15 protein-coding genes are annotated in these 19470 nt (G+C 51.5%); all 15 read left to right on the top strand.

Annotated features, from left to right (window positions below):
* Positions 1-11 precede the first annotated feature (11 nt).
* The 15 genes from EZ315_RS04720 (at position 12) to EZ315_RS04790 (ending at position 19430) form a co-directional block, all read left to right on the top strand.
* A complete protein-coding gene (locus EZ315_RS04720; RefSeq protein WP_135471051.1) occupies positions 12-833 on the top strand; it encodes a metal ABC transporter permease in 822 nt (273 codons plus the stop codon).
* Positions 834-960: 127 nt separating this feature from the next.
* A complete protein-coding gene (locus EZ315_RS04725) occupies positions 961-3030 on the top strand; it encodes a SurA N-terminal domain-containing protein (RefSeq protein WP_135471053.1) in 2070 nt (689 codons plus the stop codon).
* A 274-nt stretch (positions 3031-3304) separates the two neighbouring features.
* Entirely contained in the window at positions 3305-4366 is a 1062-nt protein-coding gene (gene trpS, locus EZ315_RS04730) for a tryptophan--tRNA ligase (RefSeq protein WP_135471054.1), read from the top strand.
* Between the two features lie 38 nt (positions 4367-4404).
* Positions 4405-7968: a protein O-mannosyl-transferase family gene (locus EZ315_RS04735; RefSeq protein ID WP_135471055.1), complete on the top strand. Its 3564-nt coding sequence runs from the start codon at positions 4405-4407 to the stop codon at positions 7966-7968.
* Between the two features lie 12 nt (positions 7969-7980).
* Positions 7981-9051: a 4-hydroxythreonine-4-phosphate dehydrogenase PdxA gene (gene pdxA, locus EZ315_RS04740; RefSeq protein ID WP_135471056.1), complete on the top strand. Its 1071-nt coding sequence runs from the start codon at positions 7981-7983 to the stop codon at positions 9049-9051.
* A 20-nt stretch (positions 9052-9071) separates the two neighbouring features.
* Positions 9072-9821 carry an NTP transferase domain-containing protein gene (locus EZ315_RS04745; protein ID WP_135471057.1) on the top strand — a complete coding sequence of 250 codons (750 nt, stop codon included), beginning with the start codon at positions 9072-9074 and terminating at the stop codon, positions 9819-9821.
* The gene (locus tag EZ315_RS04750; RefSeq protein ID WP_135471058.1) at positions 9808-10674 is read left to right on the top strand and encodes an ATP-grasp domain-containing protein; all 867 of its coding nucleotides are present in this window, start codon (positions 9808-9810) and stop codon (positions 10672-10674) included. Before EZ315_RS04745 ends, EZ315_RS04750 begins: the two co-directional genes overlap by 14 nt.
* Before the next feature lie 14 nt (positions 10675-10688).
* Positions 10689-11237: a GtrA family protein gene (locus tag EZ315_RS04755; protein ID WP_135471059.1), complete on the top strand. Its 549-nt coding sequence runs from the start codon at positions 10689-10691 to the stop codon at positions 11235-11237.
* A 40-nt stretch (positions 11238-11277) separates the two neighbouring features.
* Positions 11278-11988: a CDP-alcohol phosphatidyltransferase family protein gene (locus EZ315_RS04760; RefSeq protein WP_242452501.1), complete on the top strand. Its 711-nt coding sequence runs from the start codon at positions 11278-11280 to the stop codon at positions 11986-11988.
* 8 nt (positions 11989-11996) lie between these two features.
* Entirely contained in the window at positions 11997-12980 is a 984-nt protein-coding gene (locus EZ315_RS04765; RefSeq protein WP_135471060.1) for a phosphoinositol dihydroceramide synthase, read from the top strand.
* The gene (locus tag EZ315_RS04770; RefSeq protein WP_135471061.1) at positions 12977-13918 is read left to right on the top strand and encodes a CDP-alcohol phosphatidyltransferase family protein; all 942 of its coding nucleotides are present in this window, start codon (positions 12977-12979) and stop codon (positions 13916-13918) included. The genes EZ315_RS04765 and EZ315_RS04770 overlap by 4 nt, the downstream gene beginning before the upstream one ends.
* A 120-nt stretch (positions 13919-14038) precedes the next feature.
* The gene (locus tag EZ315_RS04775; protein ID WP_135471062.1) at positions 14039-14551 is read left to right on the top strand and encodes a transposase; all 513 of its coding nucleotides are present in this window, start codon (positions 14039-14041) and stop codon (positions 14549-14551) included.
* Positions 14552-14616: 65 nt separating this feature from the next.
* Positions 14617-15342 carry an HAD family hydrolase gene (locus EZ315_RS04780; protein WP_135471063.1) on the top strand — a complete coding sequence of 242 codons (726 nt, stop codon included), beginning with the start codon at positions 14617-14619 and terminating at the stop codon, positions 15340-15342.
* 117 nt (positions 15343-15459) lie between these two features.
* Complete coding sequence (locus EZ315_RS04785; protein WP_170957466.1) at positions 15460-17574, top strand: cation:proton antiporter; 2115 nt, start codon at positions 15460-15462, stop codon at positions 17572-17574.
* A gap of 110 nt (positions 17575-17684) precedes the next feature.
* The gene (locus EZ315_RS04790; RefSeq protein ID WP_135471065.1) at positions 17685-19430 is read left to right on the top strand and encodes a phospho-sugar mutase; all 1746 of its coding nucleotides are present in this window, start codon (positions 17685-17687) and stop codon (positions 19428-19430) included.
* Positions 19431-19470: the final 40 nt, after the last annotated feature.

Below are 19470 nucleotides of genomic sequence, written 5' to 3' on the forward strand. Positions count from 1 at the left end.
TTTGATATCTTATGGAACTGTTTCATTACGACTTCTTTCTCAACGCACTTATAGCCGTGGTGCTTCTGAGCATATCATCGGCAATTATAGGCACCTACATAGTAAGCCGACGCCTCGTGTCAATCTCCGGAGGAGTCACCCATGCATGCTTCGGCGGACTCGGACTCGGCTACTTCTTAGGGATCAGCCCGGTGGCAATGGCCGCGGTATTCGCCATAGGCTCATCTCTCGGAGTCCAATGGATGGCAGCACGCCACAGGGTCCGGGAGGACTCAGCCATCGCCGTAATATGGGCAATCGGCATGGCTGTAGGCACACTGTTCATATTTCTCACTCCGGGATATGTCCCCGAGCTCAATTCATTCCTTTTCGGCAACATCCTCACCATCACGCGCAGCGATCTATGGGCATTTTTCCTCTTCACTGCCGTGCTGATCATATTCATGTCCCTTCGCTACAGGCAGATAGTGATATGTGCGTTCGATGCCGACTTCGCCAGGGTCCGCCACCTTCCTGTCACATTCATATCCACTGCCATGACCGTCCTTGTGGCAGTGTGCATAGTTCTCACCATCCGGCTTGTGGGGGTGATGCTGCTGATGTCGATGCTCTCACTGCCCCAGATGACAGCCGAAGCATTCGTCAGGCGTTTCAGCTCCATAATGTGGCTGTCAATTGCAATCTCACTGCTCTGCTCTCTCTCGGGACTTCTGCTTGCCACCGTCATCAACGTCCCATGCTCAGCCCTCATAGTACTGACGATGGCGTCAGTCTACATAATAGCACGCATTGCAGCTGCGATCTCACAAAGATTTTACCGTGAAAACCGTTAATTTACCTTGTTATCCTTTTGGATTATAGCGAAAATATTGTACCTTTGTGCGTTAATTGCGCAAGGAGTCCCCATGCGCACACCTTAGCATACCAAACCGAATAATCAAAAAATCATCTAAACATAGAATGGCAACACTCGAAAAAATCCGTAGCAAGTCAGTGCTCTTGCTGATCATCGTTGGAGCCGCCTTGCTGGCTTTTGTCATCGGTGACTTCTTCACCTCGGGCCGCACACTCTTCGGCACCGGGACCACTATCGCAGAGGTAGGAAATCAGAAAGTAGATGTACAGGAATTCCAGCGTCGCGTCCAGGAAGCCTCAGAGCAGGCCCAGCAGAGCGGACAGCGCATCGACAATGCGCTCTTACAGCAACAGGTGCTTGACGCAATCATCGCCGAGAAGCTCTTCAACCAGGAGGTGCAGAATCTCGGTCTCACGGTCACTGATGCCGAGCTCACAGAAATGATGGTAGGCAAGAACTCAGCTTACGTCGACCGCATGGTGCAGCAGCAATTAGGGCTCCCTGATGCCGCCACTGCTCACGACATGGCTTTCAACCCCACAAAATACGGCATGCCCCAGGAACAGGCAATGCAGCTACAGCAGTACTGGCTGCAAATGGAACAGAGCGTCGAGAAGATGCTCCTCCAGCAGAAGTTCCAGAACCTCTTCACAGGACTTCTCGCCGCCAACGATCTTGATGCAAAGGCACTCTATGACGAGAACACACCTACAGCCAACATCATCTATGCAAAAAAGGACTTCTCATCGCTCAATGATGAAGAATTCCCGGTAGACGGATCTGACATCAAGAAACTCTATGAATCAGAGAAGAACCGCTACGCTCTCACCGAGCCAATGCGCCTTGTAAACTACATCTCAGTCAACATCATCCCCTCACAGGCCGACATCCTCGCAGGACAGAAGAAAGTCGAGGACGCTATCCTCGCCCTCAACAACCAGCCAGAGACCCAAGGCCTGAGCGACATGCCTGAATTCGTGGCGGAACGCCAGATGCTATCACAGGCAGATGTCGACAAGCAGGCTCGCCTCAAAAACGCACTCGACTCGCTCTCCGTAGGCAACGCGACCCTCGTGAACAAGAGCGGCAACGACTATACCATCGCCAAGCTCATCGGCAAGTCTCAGCAGTCCGACAAAGTGACACTCGACTTCATGGCGATCCAGGGCACCAAAGCTCAGATCGATTCACTCGCAGGACTCCTCAACGGAGGCGCATCATTCGACTCCATTGCAGCATCTCCGCTCGTGGCACAGTCGCAGAAGGACATGGAGGTATCACTCCTTGACGCAAACGCAACCGCCGTAAAAGAGCTCATCGCCAACCGCGCAGAAGGTGTATACTTCACCCCTGACACACTCGCTGAGAATGGCCGTATAGTACGCATCGCCAAGCGCAATGCCCCCACTACCGTATATGACATCGCAACAGTAAGCTTCACCACCGAGCCCTCCAACGCTACAGTAAACGAACTCGAATCCAAGCTTCAGGATTACGTGTCCACCCACAAGACTGCCCGCGAGTTTGCCGACAGCGCACAGGCAGGCGGTTATACTGTATTCCCCTTCTACATCTCAGCTTCCAGCCCATCAATGGGCAATATCTCTGACAGCCACTCCGCAGTAGCATGGGCAATGGATGCCGACAAGGGTGACGTGTCACAGATATTCGGCGACCTGCAAAGCGGCACATTCCTCGCTGTGGCTCTTGAGGACATCTACGACGACTATACTCCCACCCGCGACCCGCAGCTCAATGACGCACTCGCACGTCGTGTACGCAATGACAAGAAGGCAGCCAAGCTCATCGCTGACTACGCCGGAAAAGCGAATGACATAGCAGGCTACGCCAAACTCATGGGTGCAGAGGTCGACACAACTACCGTAAACTTCGGTCAGCAGTTTGTACCCGGCATAGGCATGGGCGAAAGCGAACTTCAGGGACGCGTGGCTATAGCCAAGGCAGGCGAACTTGTAGGACCTGTCAAAGGCAACAATGCCGTAATCGTACTTCAGGTGACCGGCATCGACAATGAGGGCCGCCCCTTCGATGTCAATGAGAATGCAGTGCGCTATATGCAGCAGAGAGGTGCAGCCCGCATGGGAGGCAACCTTCCCGCCATCCTCATCGGCAACAAGAAAGTAAAGAACAACATGAACACTTTCTACAAGTAAACCGCCAGTCAATCTAAAGCAGGAGCAGATAAACTCCGTAAAGCAATAACCACCCCCGCTACAGGAATCCTGTAGCGGGGGTGGTCCGTCAAATACCATAATTGCCACAGACTGATCACAAGATGGGAAATACATGCCGGAAAAGAGATCCGGGAGAGGATCACAGCATGATTGATTTCACCATCGTTAACACATATAAAGGTCTGAAAATTAGCTTTGGTGCTTTGGAGTATTTTTTGTAACTTTGCTCCCCAAATAATCCAACGATATCGACATGGAAAATAAAGAAATCGTGCTCTCGGGCATCCGCGCCACGGGCAATCTACATTTGGGCAATTACTATGGTGCACTCAACAAGTTTGTCAAGATGCAGGATGACTACGACTGCCTCTACTTCATAGCAGACCTTCACGCACTTACCACCAACCCCGACCCCAAGGCTCTACATGAGAATGTGCACAACATTCTCGCAGAATACCTCGCCGCAGGAGTCGACCCCGACAAAGCGACAATATTCGTACAGAGCGATGTTCCCGAGATCTCCGAGATGTACCTGCTGCTCAACATGCACGTAGGCATCGGAGAACTGATGCGCACAGCCTCCTTCAAGGACAAGGCACGCAAACAGCTCGGCATCAGCGACGACTCACAGGATATCGAGAAACAGATTATCGGGGCTGACACCAACAAGCGTGTCAACGCCGGGCTCCTCACCTATCCCACACTCATGGCTGTTGACATCCTCATACAGAAAGCCCACAAAGTGCCTGTAGGAAAAGACCAGGAGCAGCACCTGGAGCTGACACGACGTTTCGCACGACGTTTCAACTCATTCTACGGTGTCGACCTCTTCCCCGAACCCGAGAACTTCAACTTCGGAGACCATGCAGTGAAAGTGCCCGGACTTGACGGCTCAGGAAAGATGGGCAAGAGCGAAGGCAACTGCATCTATCTCGTCGACGATGAGAAGGTGCTTCGCAAGAAAGTGATGCGTGCAAAGACCGACGAAGGCCCCAAGGAGCCGAACAGCCCTGTGTCGGAACCTGTAGAGAACCTGTTCACACTACTTGAGCTGACCTCGGGTCCGGAAATCGTACAGCAGTACAGAGACGCCTATGCCGACTGCTCCATACGTTATGGCGACCTCAAAAAACAGCTTGCCGAGGATATACTCAAAGTCACCACCCCAATACGCGAACGCTACAATGAGATACGTGCCGACGAGGCATACATAGCAAAAGTGGTGAAACAAGGAGCCGAACGAGCTCGCGAACGTGCCTCAAAGACACTATCCGAAGTTCGCGAGGCAATGGGCATAATCCGCTTCAAAGGCTAATATAAATCGAGTAAATAAAGCACATAAAGTAAATACAGTTGAAACGATACAATCTCATCAACGACATCTTAGGGTGGGTATGCTTTGCTGTTGCCGCGGTGACATATCTTCTCACCGTAGAGCCTACCGCAAGCTTCTGGGACTGCCCCGAGTTCATTTCACAAGGCTGTAAACTCGAAGTAGGACACCCTCCGGGCAACCCAATCTTCATGCTTGCAGCACGTTTCTTCGTCAACTTTGCTTTTGGCGACGTAACCAAAGTGGCCCTTATGGTCAACTCAATGTCGGCACTCCTGTCGGCTGCAACCATACTTCTGCTTTTTTGGACTATAACACACCTGGTAAAACGCCTTATAATAAGGGATAACGCCGAAAGGTTATCTCTCACACAGATGCTTGTGATATTCGGTTCTGGAATCTGCGGAGCCTTGGCTTACACATGGAGTGACACATTCTGGTTCTCGGCTGTCGAGGGTGAGGTGTATGCTTTCTCATCGTTCTGCACAGCATTGGTGTTCTGGCTTATCCTCAAATGGGAGAACAGAGCCGACCAGCCCCACAGCGACAAATACCTTATACTCATAGCTTATGTGATCGGCATATCGATTGCCGTCCATCTGCTCAACCTCTTGTGTATACCGGCAATAGGGCTCGTGATATATTACCGTCTGTGGAAGGACACATCCGCAACAGGCTCGCTCATCACGCTTGCAGTATCAGCCATTGTGGTGGGGCTCATCCTCTACGGACTCGTCCCAGGGTTCATCGAGGTATCACAGTATTTCGAACTCTTCTTTGTCAACACTTTAGGGTTCAGCTACAACGTAGGCGTGCTCTTCTATGCCATCCTTGCCGTGGCATCATTCATATGGGCGATACGCGAGCTGTACCGACAGACAAGCGTAAAACGCATACGCTGGAGCGTTGCACTAAGCATCCTGCTCTCAGGAATCCCGTTCATAGGCAACAGCATGTGGATTCCGGTGGTGATAATGGCAGGGGTGATAGGCTACCTGTTCTGGTCACAAAAGCTCTCTGTGAGGATACTCAACCTTGTAGTGATGAGCATCTTCGTAATCTTCATAGGCTACTCAAGCTACGCACTTCTGCTCATACGTTCGTCAGCTAATCCGCCGATGAATCAGAACGCACCTGACAATGTGTTCGCCCTCGCATCCTACCTCAACCGTGAACAATACGGCGAACGTCCCCTCTTCTATGGGCAGACCCATCAGTCAAGCATCGTCTACGAGGCAGACCCATCAGGACAGCTCTCCCCGCAATACTCCAACGGTGCGCCCCAATACTCCAAAGTCACCAAATCATCACCCGACCAGCCTGACAAATACATATTCCAGGGCTACAAGAAGGACTACCGCATGAGCCCCGAGCTCGACATGCTGTTCCCCCGCATATACAGCGGAGCCCACACCCAGGCATATTCCGACTGGATCGGAGGTATCAAGGGCACACCCACAAAAGTAACACAATATGTCGACAGTGAAGGCAATGTGCTACAGTACACCGACCGCATAAAGCCCACATTCGGCGAAAGCCTCCGATTCTTCCTCGTTTACCAGCTCAACCACATGTATTGGCGTTATTTCATGTGGAACTTCGCAGGACGTCAGAATGATATCCAGGGCAACGGAGAAGTCAACCACGGCAACTGGATTTCAGGCATACCGTTCATCGATACCCCACGACTTGGCGACCAGAGCCTCCTCCCTTACAGTGATGGAGAAGGGAACGCCGGGCACAATGTGTTCTATATGCTCCCGCTCCTGCTCGGCATTATAGGTCTCGGATGGCAGGCATTCGTGTCAAAGAGAGGTATCGAACAGTTCTGGGTAGTGTTCTTCCTATTCTTCATGACAGGCATAGCCATTGTTCTATACCTGAATCAGACCCCATCACAGCCGCGCGAACGAGACTATGCTTTCGCCGGATCATTCTATGCCTTCGCAATATGGATAGGCATGGGTGTAGCCGGAGTATGGAAGATAGTGTGCATGGCTATGACAAAGAAAACCGCTCCGAAGGCTATCGAGGGGACACCATCGGAAGCCTCCGACTCCGATGACAACGCATATGAGTTCACTGACGGCATAGAGACTCCCATAGAGGACAATGTATCGCCGAAAGCGTCTCTGTCAGCCGCCATCATTGCATGCATCATAGGTCTGGCTGTGCCGCTTCAGATGGTGTCACAGACCTGGGACGACCATGACCGCTCAGGCAGATATACCACCCGCGACTTCGGCATGAACTACCTCGACTCGGTGGACGAGAACGGAATCATATTCACCAACGGCGACAATGACACATTCCCCCTCTGGTACGCCCAGGAGGTAGAAGGTCACCGCACCGATGTAAAGGTTGTCAACCTCAGCTACCTCACTACCGACTGGTATGCCAACCAGGTGAAGCATCCATCCTATGAAGCTGCCGGCATAGAGACTCTCGCCAAACCTGAGGACTATGCATACGACCGCATGAACTTCAACTACTTCGCTACCGATGCCGACACATCGGCAGTGCTTGTGGACTCATCGCTCGCACAGCTCTACGACCTTAAGTCAAGCCAGAATGCATGGGGCGCACCGATGATGAAGCATACCAACATGTATATCCCTGTCGATGTGAACGCCGCTGTCAAGGCAGGCCGCATCACAGAGAATGAAGCCAGCCATGCCCAGCCGGTTATATCGGTGGATATGAACAACGATGCGGAAGCATCAGGCCACGGAGGCATGACCCTCAGCCAAGTGCTGAGCCTCGACATGATCAACACTTCGATCAAGAACGGCTGGAACCGTCCCATCTATTTCGCCTCAACAGTACCATCGGACTATTACCTCGGACTGCAACCCTATATGCGCTCCACAGGTATGGCTTACGAAATCACTCCGGTGATCAACGACGAAAACTCCGACCACGACATCTCAGCAGTAAATACCGACAAGGCTTACCGCAACATCACAGAGAAATTCCGCTGGGGAGGCCTCGACAAGGTAACAGAGCCGGGACAGGTGTATCTTGACGAGACAGTGCGCCGTATGGTCACCACCACACGCTCCTACATTCTCCAGGCAGCCACCGCGCTAATCAACGAGGCGGTGATGGCAGAACGTGCGGACAGCACCGCCATGAGCGATGCCGACAAAGCCACCATCGAAGCCTACAAGGCCGACAGGTATGCCAAGTCGCTCAACCTTCTGAAACTTATGGAAGAGAAACTTCCTGAGGCAGCATCGCCCTATGCAGTGCAGATACCACAGAAGATGGCTCAGCTATATGCCCGCATAGGGATAGCAACCGGCAACAAGGAAGCCTCGGTCCACGCCCTCGAACTCCTTGAGAACGAGCTGCGACGCTACGCACGCAACGTGAGATATTATCAGAGCCTCGACCCATGGCAATACGCCACCCTACAGCAGACCGACCGCTATGCCGAGACTTACTACATGGTATATCTCCTTCAGGACTATTCCGATGCCGGAGGCGATACCGAAGCAATCATCCACGATCTTGAAGAGATGGGTGTCAACTTCGACCGTATAGTCTCTATCATAGAGCAGAGCGACGGCACTGCCAAATAAAGCAAATACCCAATGGATAACAGAAAAATAAAAGTGGGCATCACCCACGGAGACATCAACGGCATAGGCTACGAGATAATACTCAAGACACTTGAGGATCCCCGGATAGCCGAGCTATGCACACCGATTGTGTATGGGTCGGCAAAGATAGCCGCATTCTACCGCAAGATGATGGAACTTCCGGAAGTGAAGTTCAGCCAGATTGACACCCCTTCGGAAGCCAGCTCCAACGGCGAGCACAACTACATGATAAATGTGGTGCCCGAAAGTGTTATGCCCGAGGCCGGTCAATGCACCCAGGCAGGAGGTGCCGCCGCACTTTCGGCCCTTGAGCGTGCGGTGTCCGATCTCAGGGAGGGACTGATCGATGTACTCGTCACCTGTCCCATAAGCAAAGACGCCATCCATGGCGAAGAATTTTCATTTCCGGGACACACCGAATTCCTTGAATCCCGCGTGGGTGACGGCTCCAAGGCCATGATGATAATGGCAGGAGAGAACCTGCGTGTGGCCCTTGTCACAATCCATAAGTCATTGGCCGATGTCAGCGGCAATATCACCAAGGAAACAGTCTACGACAGCATAGCCCGCTTCAACAAGTCGCTCATCTCCGACTTCGGCATACACTCTCCACGCATTGCCGTACTGTCGCTCAATCCTCATGCCGGCGACAATGGCGTGATAGGCACCGAGGACAATGAGATAATCGAACCAGCCATCGCAGAAGCCTACAAGAAACATATATTCGCTTTCGGACCCTATGCTGCCGACGGATTTTTCGGAAGCGGCAACTACCGGAAGTTTGACGGCGTGCTCGCCATGTATCATGACCAGGGACTGATACCTTTCAAACTGCTCGCAGCCGAACGAGGGATCAATTTCACCGCAGGCATGCCGGTGGTGCGCACCTCCCCCGATCATGGGACAGCATTTGACATTGCCGGAAAAGGGGAAGCCGATCCGCAGTCGCTCCGGGAAGCCATATACATGGCTCTTGACATATACCGCAACCGCCTGCGCGAGAAGGAAGCGACCGCCAACCCTCTCAAAAAACAGAACTTCGACCGCGGAGCAAGAGAATAGACCCACCAAAGCATCGAGCAATGCACTACGCCATCATAGCCGCCGGAGAAGGTTCACGCCTTAGAGAAGAGGGTATCGATACCCCCAAACCTCTGGTGCGCCTATGTGGCGTGACCCTGCTCGAACGGCTCATAGGAATGTTCCGCTCACAGCCTGACTGTGAGAGTGTGAGCATAATAATCAATCCGTCGTCAGGAAAATACCTGGACAGCACCGGCGCATCAGGCAAAGCACCTTGGGAGGATGCGGACAACGTAATATTCGGCACCACACAAGGTTCCATGCACAGCCTTGCCGCATTAAGATCCTGTTTAGCCGGAAGCCGGGAATTCTGTCTCACGACAGTCGATACTGTGTTCCGTCCAGAGGAGTTCGACCGGTATCTCGAATGTTTCCGTAACGACAGCGATGCCGACGGATATATGGCAGTCACTACCTATATCGACGACGAAAAGCCCCTGTACATCTCGACAGACCGGGACGGCATGATAACCGGATTCTTCGACACCGCGCGCCCCGACACGATTTATGTATCGGGCGGTGTATACACCCTGCCGACCACAGCACTCGACATACTTGACGAATGCATGAAGGCAGGACTGACTCGCATGCGCGACTTCCAGCGCGCACTCGCTGCATCCGGAATGCGCCTAAAAGCATATCCTTTCAGCCGCATCATCGACATAGACCACGCCGATGATATCCCCAAAGCAACTCTTCTCGCACACCCATCAGACAATCAACCATCATCACAATATGGCGGACACTAAAATAGCTGCAATCCTCCGTGCCGGGGCATATTCCCCAAACCACATAGGCAACGATGCTGCAATCCTCAACCTCACCTGTGAGCAGTTGCGCAAACGCGGCTGTGAGGTCAAGACCTACTCCGAGGAACAACTCATAGCCGGAGCGGTCAAAGAGCCTATAATAATACATATGTGCCGCGACCAACGCTCATTCCCCATCCTACAGGCATTTGAAGATGAAGGGAAACTGGTGATCAACTCAGGCTACGGAGTTGAGAACTGCACCCGCGAACGCCTCACACGCATACTGCTCGGCTCAGGAATCCCCTATCCTGAAAGCCTGATGGTCAACACCAACCAGACCGTCACCGAACAGATGGAGCGGATAGGGATGCAGAGAGCATGGATAAAAAGAGGCGACCTCTACGCTATGCACAAGGAGGATGTGACATATGTACGCCACCCTGAGGAAGCACAGGAAGTGTTGCAGGAATACTTCCTGCGAGGCATAAAGAGAGCCGTTATCAACCGCCATCTTGACGGCGACCAAGTGAAATTCTACGGCGTAAGGGACACCGACTATTTCTACTATTTCTTCCCGTTTGAAAAAAGCTACTCCGCCAAAGGGGACGACCGTGCATCAGCCAAAAAGAACGAAGAGACACGATTTGACCTGCCGAAATTCCGTGAGACATGCAACCGCGCTGCCGACATACTGGACATACGCATCTACGGCGGAGATGCCATCATCGATGCCGACGGTACATTCCGCATCATCGACTTCAACGACTGGCCAAGCTTCGCCCCATGCCGGGTGGAGGCATCAGCAGTGATAGCGCGGTCGATCCTTGCCGAAATCAAAAAACACAAGTAACAAAACGACATTAAATGGCAAATATAAGCAAAATAAAGCACCGGTTTCTCAACGGAGGCGATATAGTGACTACTTTTCTGCGCTCATCGATATCCTCACAGATAGCATCCTGGATCGACATGGGAGTGGGGTTCGTATTCTTCGCATTCGTCCATCTCGCGCCATGGATATCCACAGCCATCGGAGCGATGTGTGGCGGCATAGTGAACTGCTGCATCAACTACCGGTTCACATTCCACGCCTCGGACATCCCGGTCAAGGCTGTAGCAGTGAAATATGCCATGGTGTGGTTCGGATCTCTCATGCTTAACGTGTACGGCACTCAGGTGGCTTACGATCTGCTTGACCAGTTCACCTTCCTTCAGGATCTCGGATTCAAGCCCAACGGCTACTACGCAGCCGCACGCCTCAGCGTGTCACTTATTGTATCGATATTCTGGAATTTTCTGATGCAGAAGAACTTTGTGTACCGTCACACAGGATTTGACCCGCATGCCATACGCTTTGTCAACCTCTTTCTCCACCCGGCAAAATCCCCAAAAAGCATATCCAAAGAAAAGTAATAACAATTAGTCCTCTACCCTATCATCATCCATTTCAAATATGCCTGAATCAGATATAACAATGCAACCCAAGACATCAACATTCAAGAAGATGCGCGATGCTCTTCAGCAGGGCATCTATTGCGTGATCAACCCGTTTGTACGCCTTCTCATACGCATGGGAGTCACCCCTAACATGGTCACCACCATCGGACTTCTCGGCAATATAGCAGCAGCTGTGATACTCGTCTATGCCGGCTACACAGGATCGCCCGAACATATGAATTACGATCTCGTGACCTGGGCGGGAGGTGTGATAATACTCTTCTCCCTGTTCGATATGCTTGACGGACAGGTAGCACGCCTGGGCGGAATGTCCTCAGTATTCGGTGCCATGTACGACTCGGTGCTTGACCGCTACTGCGAGCTCTTCACACTCGGAGGCATCAGCTACTATCTGATACAGACCGGCTATGTGGGCGGAGCTCTCATCACATTCGTAGCACTCGTAGGCTCGATCATGGTGAGCTACGTGCGCGCCCGAGCCGAAGGCCTCGGACTGGAATGCAAAATAGGTTTCATGCAGCGTCCTGAACGAGTGGTTGTGACAAGTGCCGGAGCACTCGCCACAGGCATTACAGGACAATGCGTTGATCCGGCAAGATTTGACGCCACTGTAATCCTCATCACAGCTATGGGAATAATAGCCGTGTTTGCCAACCTTACAGCATTTGCACGCGTCAGCCACGCACGCCGCCAGCTTATCAAATAACCGCACTGATGAACGTGACCCATAATTCAAAGCTCGGCAACGGCATCATACTGCCTTCGAGAAAGGAGGCGACAGTCATCATCGTGAGCCTCGCAGTGTGGCTTGCCGTGACAGCTACATTTGTAGGATTCCGCCCCGAGCATCTCTATATCGCCGTATTCCTTGCCTTCATGCTTCTGGTGACAGGCACCACAAGGCGTCTGGTGGTAGCTCTCATGCCATTCATTGTATTCGGCATTTCATACGACTGGATGAACATCCTGCCCAACTACGAGGTCAATCCGGTCGACATCTTCGGGCTATACTCCGCCGAGTCAAGCCTATTCGGCATCACCCTGCCTGCTGCGCCATCCGAAGTTGCAGGTGTGATCGTCACTCCTAACGAGTGGTGGGCAATGCATGCCTCCCCGATACTCGATTTCCTTGCCGGATGCTTCTATCTGTGCTGGGTGCCTGTACCTATATTGTTCGGACTGTGGCTATACTTCGACAAGCAGCATGAAGTGTATCTACATTTCTCACTCGTATTCCTGTTTGTCAATCTTTTAGGGTTCGCGCTATATTATGTACACCCTGCCGCCCCGCCATGGTATGTGGCAATGCACGGTTTCGATTTCATTCCGGGCACACACGGCGAGACAGCCGGACTGGGACGCTGGGACGAAATGATGGGTATAGGGATATTCGACGGGCTTTACTCACGAAACTCCAATGTGTTCGCCGCACTCCCGTCACTACACGCCGCCTATATGCTCATTGCGTTCATATATTCGCTGAAAGCAAGATGCGGAGCATGGCTGAGAATATTGTTTGCCATAATATGCCTCGGCATATGGTTCACAGCCGTCTACACCTCCCACCACTATATTATCGATGTGCTTGCCGGCATCGGTGTCACCCTCATCGGCACTCTTATATTCGAACAAGGGCTCATGAGGCTCCGTGGATTTCGCAAGTTCATCAGCTCATATCAAAAATATATCGCAGAATGAGCAAATGGAGTGATGAATACCGCAAGTCGCTCAAGTCGATGGATACAGAGGAACACATCGACCTGGCTTTCTACCGCCCCATAGGCTTTATGTGGGCGCAGATAGCCGCACGGTTAGGCATCACTCCAAACGTCATCACCATAGCCTCGATATTTCTCGGAATAGGGGCAGGAGTGATGTTCTATTATCAGGATCTGTGGATAAATATTGCCGGCATGCTCCTGCTCATATGGGCAAATTCTTTTGACAGTGCCGACGGTCAGCTCGCTCGTATAACGCACCAGTACTCCCGGCTGGGCAGAATTCTCGACGGACTTAGCGGCGATTTTTGGTTTGCCGCCATATACATAGCCATCATACTCCGAGAGAATCTTACAATCCCCCTGTTCCAAGAACACCCATGGTTGCTGTGGTCAATAGCCCTGCTTGCGGGAGCATGTCATGCCAAGCAAGCATCCATGGCAGATTATTATCGGCAGTTCCATCTCTATTTCCTTAAGGGTGAAGGGGGTAGCGAGCTCGACAATGCCGAAGATCTCAACCGTCAGCTCAAAGAGTCGGGAGTAACGTGGAAAAATAACTTCTGGAAATGCCTGACAATGAGAACCTATCTCAACTACACTGTCCAGCAGGAGGCATCCTCTCCGTCCATGCAACGTCTACGCCGGGAACTCAACCGCCGCTTCCAGGACGGCAAAATCCCCCTAAAATTCCGTGAGGAATTCCGCCGGCTCTCACTGCCACTTATGAAATACACTAACATACTGACATTCAATTGGCGAACCATCGGATTGTTCATAACACTCTTTATCGGACAACCATGGCTATACTTCATATACGAGCTAACCATACTCAACATCATTCTCGCCTATATGATGTACCGACACGAACACCTGTGCAAGCAACTGACCATCCAGCTTAAGGAGGGAAAATACTGAATTCATCCCAAACAGTGTAAGGAAAATTATCCCATACAAACAGTGTAGGGAGGGGGCGTGCCCCCTCCGCTGAACGAGAATACACACCATCAAATCAGACATAAAAACATTTATATATCAATGACCTGTCTTCCAAAAAGAAAATCGCCTCGTTCATATTGGATCGACTATAATTATGGAGCTTTTTTTGTCACTGTTTGCTCAAAAAATAAAAAACATTATTTCGGACAAATCCACAATAATGAAATATTATACTCAACTATCGGTCAGTTTTTAAATCAAGAACTGTCATCACCAAATATCAGGCATGCATCAATCGAAATACCATATCATGTTGTAATGCCAAATCATTTTCATGCCATAATTCTCATAGACGACAAAGAACGTTTTAATGAGAATCCAACAATAGAGGATCGTCTAATCAGACATCATTCACCACTCCTCTCCAATTACATAGGCAGAATCAAATCCGCAGTATCCAAATTCGCTCATGAAAAAGGCTATTCATTCGAATGGCAAACGAGCTTTCATGATCATGCGATCAGAGACATAAACGACTGGAATCGGATTGTGGAATACATTGAAAATAATGTCAATGTATGGGGCAATGATATCTTTAATGAAGAAAAATAACATTCCTATTTCTTACACCGACAGAGGGGGCACGCCCCCTCCCTACTTTTTAATTCATAAACCCCATGAGCGATATAAACGGAATCATATTCGACTATGGCGGGACTATCGATAGCCGTGGCGACCATTGGAGCGAGGTTATATACCGTGCTTATGAGACTGAGGGCGCGGATATAGACCGTGACAACTTCAGAAAAGCATATGTATATGCCGAAAGAGCTTTGGAAGGGTCGGGAATCATAACGCCGAATGATGACTTTCTCATGTCTATGAGAAAAAAAGTGTCACTGCAATTCCGATATCTCGGAATTGATGCCCCATATCTTTCCGACGCGATTGCTATGCGATGCTACGAATGCTCACGCGAGTGTGTGACAGATGCCCGAACCGCCCTTGCCTACCTTGCACAGAGTTATCCATTAGGAATCGTATCTAATTTTTATGGCAATCTCAGAAGCGTGCTCAGGGATTTCGGTATCCTCCACCTGTTCCGGACCGTCACTGACAGCACTGAAGCCGGGATACGCAAACCCGATCCTGAGATATTTCTGAAAGGAATCGCCGACATGGAAGGGTCCGACATGCTTGCTGCCGGATTGGCCGCTCCAAAATACATGGTAGTGGGCGACAGTGTGAAGAACGACATCCTACCTGCCGACTCCATAGGATGCGTCACAGTGCTGCTCCCAGGCACTCCGTGGGACGCAGACAAACCTCAGCCCAGACTGCCGGACAGGACCATAACAATCCGTTCGCTAAATGAGCTTCCGGATATCCTGCTCCACCTGTGAGCGTCATATTAATTATTCCGCATGAAAGTCAGAATTTTGAAAGATTATATATCAATTTTGCAGGATTTTGAGTAAATTTGCGGTACTATGATTTCGCAGATTGGACCACTCTTGAGAATGCCGGCCATCACTGAACCGGTGCCCATCTTCCTCACGGTGATGGCAATAATCCTTGTGACTCCACTGCTGCTCAACCGCCTGAAAATACCTCATGTAATCGGGCTTATCATAGCAGGTATCGCAGTGGGGCCCTACGGATTCGCCTTGCTGGACCGAGACATGAGCTTCGAAGTGTTCGGTCAGGTGGGAATCCTTTACCTCATGTTTCTTGCCGGCATAGAGATTGACATGTACCACCTGAAGAAGAATCTTCCCAAGGGGCTTGTATTCGGGGCATTCACTTTCTTTATACCTCTGATCCTCGGAGCCGTCGCAGCCATTGCCATACTTGGCATGAGGCTGCCTGAGGCAACATTGCTGGCATCTATGTTTGCCGCACACACACTGCTTGCCTACCCGATAGTAGCACGTTTCGGAGTCACACGCTCTCCGGCGGTCATCATAGCCATTGCCGGCACAATCGTAGCCGTGCTCGGCTCGCTCATTGTACTTGCTGGAGTGGTGGGAGTAGTCCGCGACGGCTCGGTAAGCTCATTGCTGAGAGTACTGATATCGCTCGTAGTGTACTGCGCTGTGATATATTATGTCTACCCAAGGCTCACACGCTACTTCTTCAAGAAGTACCACGATGGCATCCAACAGTTCATCTACATAATGGTGATGGTGTTCTTTGCTGCAGCCGTCGCATCATGGATAGGGCTTGAAGGGGTGTTCGGAGCGTTCTTTGCAGGACTTGTGCTCAACAGTTTCATACCCGGACGATCCACACTTATGGGACGGCTTGAATTCGTAGGCAATGCCATCTTCATCCCCTATTTCCTGATAGGAGTGGGAATGCTTATCGACGTCAATGTGATCACCCACGGATGGGACACCCTCTACATTGCTGCTGTGATGTCGGCAGTGGCAATGTTCACCAAATGGCTTGCCGCCATGGTGACCCAACGGCTTTTCGGCCTGACCCCGGTGGACCGTTCCATAATGTATCAGCTCACCAATGCCCACACAGCCGTGGCTCTCGCCGTGGTGATGATAGGCTATCGTATGGGGCTCTTCGGGGTAGAGATCCTCAACGGCACGGTGGTGATGATACTCGTCACATGTTCGGTGTCATCAGTGGGCACAGCCCGCGCGGCATCCAAACTTAAAGTACAGATGCTCAAACAAGCCGATGAAGAGCTTTCCAAGGATGAGTCAAGCACACGCCCGCGCACCCTTATTGCAGTATCGAATCCACTCACAGCCCCGGGTATTGTGGATCTCGCGCTCGCCATGCGATTTCCCGATTCATCCATACCGGGAGACTTCTATGCCCTGCATGTGAGAAATGATAACTCGGCATCGGCACGCTCAATAAGCCGCAACTCACTTGACGTGGCCGAACGCGCTGCCGCATCAGTAGAAGTATCGCTGACCCCCATAGAGCGTTACGACCTCAACATCATCACCGGCGTGCTCAACACTATGGAGGAGCGCGACATCACGGAGGTGATCATCGGACTTCACCGACGCAACGCGCTTCTCGACACATTCCTCGGAGACAAGATAGAACGTCTGCTCCAAAGCACCAACCGCATGCTGGTGATCACCCGCTGCTTCAACCCTCTGTCTACGATGCGCAAGATGGTGGTGTCACTCCCTAAGAACGCCCAGTTCGAGACCGGATTCCGCCGCTGGGCTCAGGCAATAGGCAACCTCGGGCGGCACATAGGGTGCAAAGTCGAGTTCTGGTGTGAGCACTCCAGCATCCCCATGATACGCACCGTGCTGTCACAAGCCAAGATCGAGATCCCGATGAGCTTTGACAATGTGGAGAGCTTTGATGATTTCGTGGTGAAATCCAAGGACATCGACGATGATGACCTGCTCGTTGTGGTAAGCTCCCGAAGAGCCGCAGTATCCTTTGAAAGCGACATGGACGCCATGCCCGAATTTCTGCACAGATACTTCTCCAATACAAACCTGATAGTGCTCTACCCAAGCCAGTTCGGCACCGAAGCACCTATGACCATGGCAGAGACCATGGCTACCGATATGGCAGCAACCCCATCAAGCATATACCTATGGGCCATGCACATACTGCGCTATCTGTCGGGCAAAGGACGAAAATAATTTTGCTTTTTTGAAGCAAAAGGTTTACCTTTGCTATTGGGTGTATCATACGCACTAAACATCAGGATCTAATTACAATAAATAATCATAATAATTTACCTTACAACGATATGGAAAACGACCAGTTGTTACAGGAGGTCACCGCGAAAGCCAATGTCTGGCTGGGCGAAGGATACGACGCAGAGACCCGCGCAGAGGTTCAGCGTATGCTTGACGCGGACGACAAGACCGACCTCATCGAATGCTTCTACCGCGATCTCGAATTCGGGACCGGCGGTCTACGCGGCATAATGGGCGCAGGCTCCAACCGCATGAACATATACACTGTAGGCGCGGCCACCCAGGGGCTTGCCAACTACCTTAAGGAAGCGTTCAAGGACCTTCCGGAGATCAGTGTTGCCGTAGGCCACGACGTGCGCAACAACTCACGCAAATATGCCGAAATTGTTGCCGACATCTTCTCTGCCAACGGAATCAAGGTATATCTGTTCGACAGCTTCCGCCCTACTCCGGAGCTCTCTTTCGCAATCCGTCACTTCGGATGCCAGAGCGGCGTGAACATCACCGCATCACACAACCCCAAGATCTACAACGGATACAAGGCATATTGGGAGGACGGCGCACAGATCATCGCCCCCCACGACGTCAACATCATTGACCACGTGAACCGCATCAAGGATGTGAGCGAGATCAAGTTTGAAGGCGACAAATCAAAGATCCAGATAATTGGAGCCGAAGTCGATCAGGTATATCTCGACAAGATAAAGGGTCTTTCACTCAGCCCCGATGTGATCGAACGTCACAAAGACCTCAAGATTGTCTACACCCCCATCCACGGCACAGGCGTAGAACTCATCCCCGCCTCCATCAGAAACTACGGATTCTCCGATACCATCCATGTACCTGAACAGGACATCCCGAGCGGCGATTTCCCCACTGTAGAGTCACCCAACCCCGAGGTCCCCTCGGCAATGGCACTCGCCATCGCGAAAGCCAAGGAAGTGGGAGCCGACATTGTTCTCGCATCCGATCCCGACGCCGACCGCATAGGCTGTGTGATACGCGACAATAACGGTGAATATGTGCTGCTCAACGGCAACCAGATATGCATGATACTTCTTTACTACATCATCTCCCGCAACAAGGAGCTCGGGCTCATCAAGGGTAATGAATTCGTGGTAAAGACCATTGTCACCACCGAGACAATAAAGAGCATATGCGACGCCAACAATGTGAGGATGTTTGACTGCTACACCGGCTTCAAATGGATTGCAGCCGTGATGCGCGACAACGAGGATGTGCTCCGCTACATAGGAGGCGGCGAAGAGAGCTACGGATTCCTCGCCGAGACATTCGTGCGCGACAAGGACGCTGTATCGGCATGCTCACTCATGGCAGAGGCATGTGCTTGGGCCAAGGACAAAGGCATGGACTTCCAGGGAATGCTTGCCGACATCTACAAGACCTACGGCTTCAGCCTCGAAGTAGGCATATCAGTGGTACGTCCCGGCAAGAGCGGAGCCGAGGAGATACAGGCACTCATGAAACAGTTCCGCGAGAACCCGCCCAAGTCGCTTGCAGGAAGCCCTGTAGAGGTTGTCAAGGATTATCTGTCGCTTAACGCAACCCACGCCGACGGAACAGTAGAGAAGCTTGACTTCCCCACCACATCCAACGTGCTACAGTACTTCACCGCCGACGGTTCAAAGGTGTCAGTGCGCCCCTCAGGCACAGAACCAAAAATCAAGTTCTACATGGAGGTACGCGTGCCTATGGCCAATGTCGAGGACTACAATGCATGCTCCAAATCTGCCAAGGCTAAAGTCGAGGCTCTTAAGAAAGATCTCGGAATCTAATTTGACATCATGAAGTGAAGAGGCTGTGTCATACCCGCGA

Origin of the sequence: Duncaniella freteri (genome assembly GCF_004766125.1) — a bacterium.
Taxonomy (GTDB): Bacteria; Bacteroidota; Bacteroidia; order Bacteroidales; family Muribaculaceae; genus Duncaniella; species Duncaniella freteri.